General features: G+C 67.1%; 5 protein-coding genes and 1 pseudogene. 5 read left to right on the top strand and 1 reads right to left on the bottom strand.

All coding sequences use genetic code 11. From position 1 onward, the window contains the following. A pseudogene (locus ACIBLA_RS17480) lies at positions 1–241 on the bottom strand (IS5/IS1182 family transposase); the annotation flags it as partial. An 85-nt stretch (positions 242–326) separates the two neighbouring features. Here ACIBLA_RS17480 and ACIBLA_RS17475 point away from each other — a divergent pair. From ACIBLA_RS17475 to ACIBLA_RS17455, 5 genes are all read left to right on the top strand, one after another. Then, positions 327–614 (top strand): transposase, encoded by a 288-nt coding sequence (locus ACIBLA_RS17475; RefSeq protein ID WP_363023801.1) that lies wholly within the window; start codon positions 327–329, stop codon positions 612–614. A 5-nt stretch (positions 615–619) separates the two neighbouring features. Next, positions 620–2,023, top strand: a complete 1,404-nt coding sequence (locus ACIBLA_RS17470; protein ID WP_399199050.1) for an IS3 family transposase — start codon at positions 620–622, stop codon at positions 2,021–2,023. Next, positions 1,939–2,295 (top strand): hypothetical protein, encoded by a 357-nt coding sequence (locus tag ACIBLA_RS17465; RefSeq protein WP_399199056.1) that lies wholly within the window; start codon positions 1,939–1,941, stop codon positions 2,293–2,295. The genes ACIBLA_RS17470 and ACIBLA_RS17465 overlap by 85 nt, the downstream gene beginning before the upstream one ends. Then, entirely contained in the window at positions 2,292–4,274 is a 1,983-nt protein-coding gene (locus ACIBLA_RS17460) for an esterase-like activity of phytase family protein (protein ID WP_399199049.1), read from the top strand. Before ACIBLA_RS17465 ends, ACIBLA_RS17460 begins: the two co-directional genes overlap by 4 nt. 479 nt (positions 4,275–4,753) lie before the next feature. Then, positions 4,754–5,245: a hypothetical protein gene (locus tag ACIBLA_RS17455; protein WP_399199048.1), complete on the top strand. Its 492-nt coding sequence runs from the start codon at positions 4,754–4,756 to the stop codon at positions 5,243–5,245. Positions 5,246–6,056: the final 811 nt, after the last annotated feature.

Raw genomic sequence — 6,056 nt, 5'->3', positions numbered from 1 at the left:
GCCGGCCGAAGGTCCGCTCGACGACCCGGCGTCGCGGGATCACCTTGAAGCCTTTGACGCCCGGGGCGCGTTGGGCGACTTCCACATCGATGCCGGGGCAGGCGCCGTGTTCAGTGGCTTTGGTGCGGTAGCCGGTGTCGGCCCATGCTTTGGTCACACGAGGGTGCGTGGCAGCGATGTGGGACATCAGGTGCATGCCGCCGACGTTGTCGGAAATGCTCGCCGCGGTGACCCGGACTGAGGTTCCCCCTGTCGGCCGGACAGCTTGATACTGGGACGGCTGGTCCCGGAGGAAGCAGTCACAGGTAGTGGGTAACAAGAGCAACATGAGCAAGCGGTACACGGCCGAGTTCAAGCGGGACGCGGTCGCCTTGGCGTTGTCCTCGGAGAAGACAGTCACCGAGGTCGCGAGGGATCTGGGCGTGAGTCCGGAAGGGCTGCGCGGGTGGGTGAAGCAGGCGAAGGTCGACCGCGGTGAGGGGCCCGCCGGGGCTTTGACCACTGCGGAGCGTGAGGAGTTGGTCCGGCTGCGGCGGAAGGTTCGCGAGCAGGAGGCCACGATCGATGTTCTGGGAAAAGCGACCGCCTTCTTCGCTCAGGACAAGATGAGGTAGACACCGTGGCACGGTGTCGTTTCATCGACGCGGAGAAGGCGTCGGAGGGAAATCCTGCAGGTCACAGCGTTGTGTTTCTGTGCCGTGTGCTGGCAGTGCCCCGTTCCACCTACTACGCGCACAGGGCGTCACGGCCGGCCCGGATGGTGCGGGAGCGGGCTGAGGAGGTGCTGGTGGGCGAGATCCGGGTGCTTCACGCCGGATCTCGTGGTGCCTACGGGGCCCCGCGGATCCACGCCGCCCTGCGGCGGGCCGGGCGGGTGGTGAACTCCAAGAAGATCGAGCGGCTGATGCGCAAGCACCGGATCGTGGGGATCACCCGCCGCCGGCGGCGGGGCCTGACCCGGCAGGCGAAACGGGCGGTGTTCGCGCTCGACCTGATCGGCCGGGACTTCACCCCGCCCCGGCCCGGGGTACGGCTCGTCGGCGACATGACGGAACTCAGCACGCTGGAAGGGAAGTTGTATCTGGCGACCTGTATCGATCTCGCGACGCGGGAGGTGGTCGGCTGGGCGATGGCCGACCACCACCGCGCCGAGCTGCCGGTCGCCGCCTTGCGGATGGCGGCCGGGCGTGGCGGCCTGGAGCAGGGTTGCGTCATGCATACGGATCGCGGCAGCGAGTACACGAGTGACGAATTCCGCAGCGAAATACGCAAGTTGCGCATGAGGCAGTCGATGGGGCGCGTCGGCTCTTGTTACGACAATGCCGCCGCGGAAAGCTGGTTCGCCATCCTGAAAGCGGAGATCGGGACGACCATGTGGGAGACCCGCGAGGCCGCCCGGGCCGACGTTTTCCGCTACGTCGAGGTCGAGTACAACCGCAGCCGGCTCCGTCGGCACCCCGACTACGGGTACGTCACCCCCCTCGAAACGAGATCCCTGCTCAGGCAGAACCTCGCCCCGGCAGCGCAAACACCCGTTGTCCAGTTCGCGGGGGGAACTTCAAACGGCCTGGCCATCCGGGAGTTCAACGCGCGCGTCCGCGCTGACGACCGGGTCGAGTCCGTGCTTCTGCCGATCGCGGACGGTCTGACCCCAGCCCGCAAACGCAGACCGCCTTCCGGGCACACGAAAGGTTGGGCGGCGTCTCGCGGGATCGGGCCGGTGGTTACCGCCCGTGGCACGAACCTGTCGAATTGCGGTGGCGCAATTCCCGTTCTCCGTAAGATAGTTACACCGTCGCGTGCAGCACACACGAGAGGCATGTCGTTCGGCAACGAACCAAAACGGGGGAGCCGATGGAGATCAGATTTGAGACGACAGGACCGGACCAAGAGACGGATTTGCGCTCTCTCTACAACTGGCTTGCGGATGACAGGGCGCTGCGTGGGCACGTCCGTATCGAGGCGGTCACCGGCACGGTGCCCGGGCGGATGGGGCCCAGCCTTGATGCGGTGCTCGCGTTGATCTCCGCGGGAGCCGCGCTGGGGCAGCTGCCCTACTCGTACTTAGCCTGGCGCCAGGGCCGCAGATCGCAGGCGCTGATCACCATCAATATCATCGGGGCGAACACGGCGGAAACCGAAGCGGTCTTGCGCAGATTCGGGCTGGAGCCACCCGCCGGGGGAGCTTCCCCCGACCCGCAGACCCCGGAGCCTCGAACGTCCGACCCCCATCCGAATGACCCCGACACGGACCCCGACCCCGACACCCGTCGCACCCCCGGGGGCGCGCTGTGAATGGTGTCGAGCAGTCGGACGGGCAGCAGCCGGACGGCCCTTCCCGGCGGATCGATCCGAGCCGCTCGACCTGCGTCTTGATCGGAGTGGACAACTACACCCATCTCGACTCACTGCGAAGCGTCAAGCAAAACCTCACCGAACTGCGGGCCGCGCTGACCGACAACGAGATCTGGGGCATCCCCGAAGACCGGATCACCACCGTGTCGAATCCGGGAACCCCCTCCGAACTGGTCGGTCCGATACGAGAGGCGGCCAAGCGGGCGGAAGACACCCTGATCGTCTACTACGCCGGGCACGGGCTCCTCGACCGCCATGACCAGAGGCTGCATCTGACGCTGCCCGACTCCGCTGAGGACCAGCCGTACACCTCGGTGCGTGCCGACGACGTGCGCCACGCCATCCGGGAGAATGGCTCGGCCCTGCGCCGGGTGCTCATCCTCGACTGCTGCTTCAGCGGACAGGTGCTGACACAGATGTCCGCGGCGGACCGCGGGGTGCGAGGCGGGAAAGTGGCCGTCGAGACGCTGCGGGATGTCGAGGGCTCGTACGTGATGACGTCGGCCCCGCGCGACCGGCCCTCGCACGCACCCGATCCGTTGAGCTGTACCGCGTTCACCGGCGCCCTGGTCGACATCATGCGCCAGGGGGTCCCGGACGGACCGGGGATGCTCGGACTGCATGCGCTCTTCGAGGGCGTCAAGGCGCGTATCGCGAGTATGCGCCCGGAGCTGCCGCAGGAACCGCAGGACGAGGACCACAACGGGGTCGGCGCTCTGGGGTTCATCCGCAATGTGGCGGTGCTTCCGCCGCTTCCCGCTCCGGCGGCCCCGCCGCCGGCGGCGCGCAGAGGCCGGACAGCGCTCTTGTCGCTGCTCGCCGGGGCGACGGGCCTGGTGCTCGGGCTGGTCCTGCCGCCAGCGCTGGACGGGTGGCAGGAGACAGATCCCGCCGAGGCCACGGGAAGGTGTTCTCCCCGTGCCGTACTGCTCGACCATTCCGACGCTCTCGACAAGGAGGACGTCGAGAACGAGAAGGTGGAGGGCATTTCGGCACTCGGTCTGCAGTCCGCCGATCCTCCGGTCGCACTCGCGCTCGCCGACAACTCACCGGGCCGCGTCTTCCCGCTTAAACTCGGTTCGCCGTTCGACCTGAAGCCCTCGGCGGGTAGGGCCAACACCCTGCGCCCGGCGGAGGGCGGGAAGCTGCCCCCTTGGTACGACGGCGAGGCGCTGGTCATCGAGAAGGGCGGCAAGACGATGTTGATCGGTTCCGAGACCGGTCCTTCCATCCGCCGGTTCAAGATCGAGGGCGGAGAGCAGATCGGCCCGTCCATCCCCGTGCCGAAGGAGCTCCAGTACCCGCCTGCGGGTGGTGCCCAGATGGGCCGAGGCATCGAATCTCTCGCCGTTTCCCCAGACGGCCGCTATCTGTACGCCGGTTGGGAGGCCCCGCTCGCCCAGGACGGCGACACCGGTGGCGGCAATATCCTGCGCATACAGCGGTACACGGGAACGCACGGTGGCGCGTACACGCCGGACAGGCAGTACGCGTATGTCTCCGGGAACGGGATGTATCTTGTGGAGCTGGCCGCGGTGGACAGTGGGCGGCTGCTGGCGCTGGAGCGCCAGTACACCGCGAGTCTCGGCAGCGCGATCCAGGTCGTCGAAATATCACTGGCGAACGCGAGCGACGTGACGGGCGAGGAGTCCTTGTACGACCAGCCGGCCGACATCTACGCCACGACCGAGCCCGTTTTCGACCTCGCCCAATGCCCGGCGGGCGGCCCCGGAATGGTGGCGACGCCGGGGACGAGACAGCTCAACCCGCTGCTCGACAATGTCGAGGGAATGGCTCTCGGCGGCGCGTGGACCGACGGCCCCTACAAAGGGTGGCGCCCGTTGTATCTGGTCTCGGACGACAACAGCAACGAGACCCAGATCACTCGCGTGTACTCGATGGCGGTCCAGCTGTCCTGATAGTTCACTCACCGGGCGCGGCGTAAGCGGTGTGGCGCGCGGTGGTGTATCGCGCGGGATCCTTCACCACCAGGTCTACGCTCGTCACTTCCCTGGGCCGTGGCGCCCCGACACACGGCCTGTACTGGGGCGACCTCACCCTCCAGTCCTGCGTGGAACTGGACACGGGGATTTCACCTACCTGGTGCGTAGGTGATGGGCGTATTTGGCGAATTGATGAGGCTTCGTGAAATCGGCCAGTCTCGCTCCTCGTTCCCCATGCGGTTGCTGTCGGCAACTGGGATCGGGGGCTGCCTGCTGCGGGCAGTTCGCGGTTGGCCGTTGGAATGGCGCTCCGAGGACTTCAGGCGCGGCGCAGACCTGCCGGCACGGAAGCGGATTCGATTCTCTCGTTCGCCCCCATCCCAGCTTGGAACGAGGCTCCCACGTGCGTAGTCCATTCGTTTCGGCGGTGGTTGCCGCTGCCGCGGTGATCGCTCTTGCCCCTCTCAACCCGGCCGCTGCCGCCGCCCCGTCCGAACATCGGCGACATCGTCTGCAACGGCGGCTCCCTCAACGTGCAGTACAACCCCGGCATCACATTCAGCAAGAACACCGTGCGGCTGGCCGCCAACGGTGAAATGGGCGTCTGCAGATCCCAAAACCACCCGAAGATCAGCGGCGGTACGGTCAGAGTCGAATCCGCTCTCACTGGCGCTTGTCCCGGGCCCGTCGGACCCGACTACGCCAAGGTGACGATCAACTGGAACGACGGAAGCCGCACCGTCATCCACCAGTCGACCTTCCGCGGCGACGCGCAGTCCTTCTCCCTGGAGGGCGGCTCGATCGCTGACGGCACCTTCGCCGACGGCACCGCACGCGCCAACGGCCGCACCACCAGCAACCTGATCGAGTTCGGCGCCGGGTGCGTGACCGGTGGCCTCACCAGCTACGCCGCGACGATCGACCAGTTCGCCGTCGGCGACAGCTAGGCCGACAGCGTGGACGCTCCACGGTGGTCGCGGATCGACCTGGAGCCTGTCGCGCGGGCCTGGCCATTCCCCGCCAGGCCCGCGCGTATTCCTGCCGCTCCGTACAGCATCTCGTCGGTGTGTCTCGGTGATGAGGCGGGTGACGGTCTTGTCCGGGTGCCCAAGGACCGAACGAAAGGTGCGGGGCTCGGAGGATCAGTTGGCGAATCACTGAGGCTTGGCCGCGGGGCGGGGCCTCGGAGGTGGGGAATCTCGGAGAGCAGGTCTGTCCCACCCCTGAGCACAAGGTGGGGAAATTTAGGAAGCCTCATCACCGACTTCGGGGCCGGCCGAGCCCGGCGGCCGCGACGGCACGGAAGTTGGTGCACGGCTGCCGAGTCGGCTGCGTGGAGGGGGTCGTTGTGGCTGGCTCCGCCGCGGGGACGCGGGCAAGCGCTGGTGGTGGGCCCATCTGGTCATGTTCGCAACTCTCATGCCCTTCTCGTGGGCAAGGTCACGAAGCGTTCGGCGAAGGGCGACGTACTGCTCGAACAGCCAGTGACGGTCGATGATCCCGCAGCCGCAGGCCGACCGCAGAGCATCTCGGGCTCCGCGTAGGGGTCGGCGTTCTCCGCCCCCGTCCTCGGCCTTGCCCGGGACAACTCGGCGCTGGTCGCGGCGGCGCATGCGCTGGCCTCCGGCTGAGTCTTTCCGTGACCAATGGAGACCAGCGTGACGGATGGAACGAGAGCATCTAATTTTATTTCACCGCAGACAATTGACGGCCTCTGGTGCGGAGTGTCTACTTGCTGAGTAGGTTTCCAAAACTCCA

The organism is Streptomyces sp. NPDC050433, assembly GCF_044458565.1.
In the GTDB taxonomy this organism is placed as follows: Bacteria; Actinomycetota; Actinomycetes; order Streptomycetales; family Streptomycetaceae; genus Streptomyces.
This window is presented reverse-complemented; position numbering and strand designations above follow the sequence as displayed.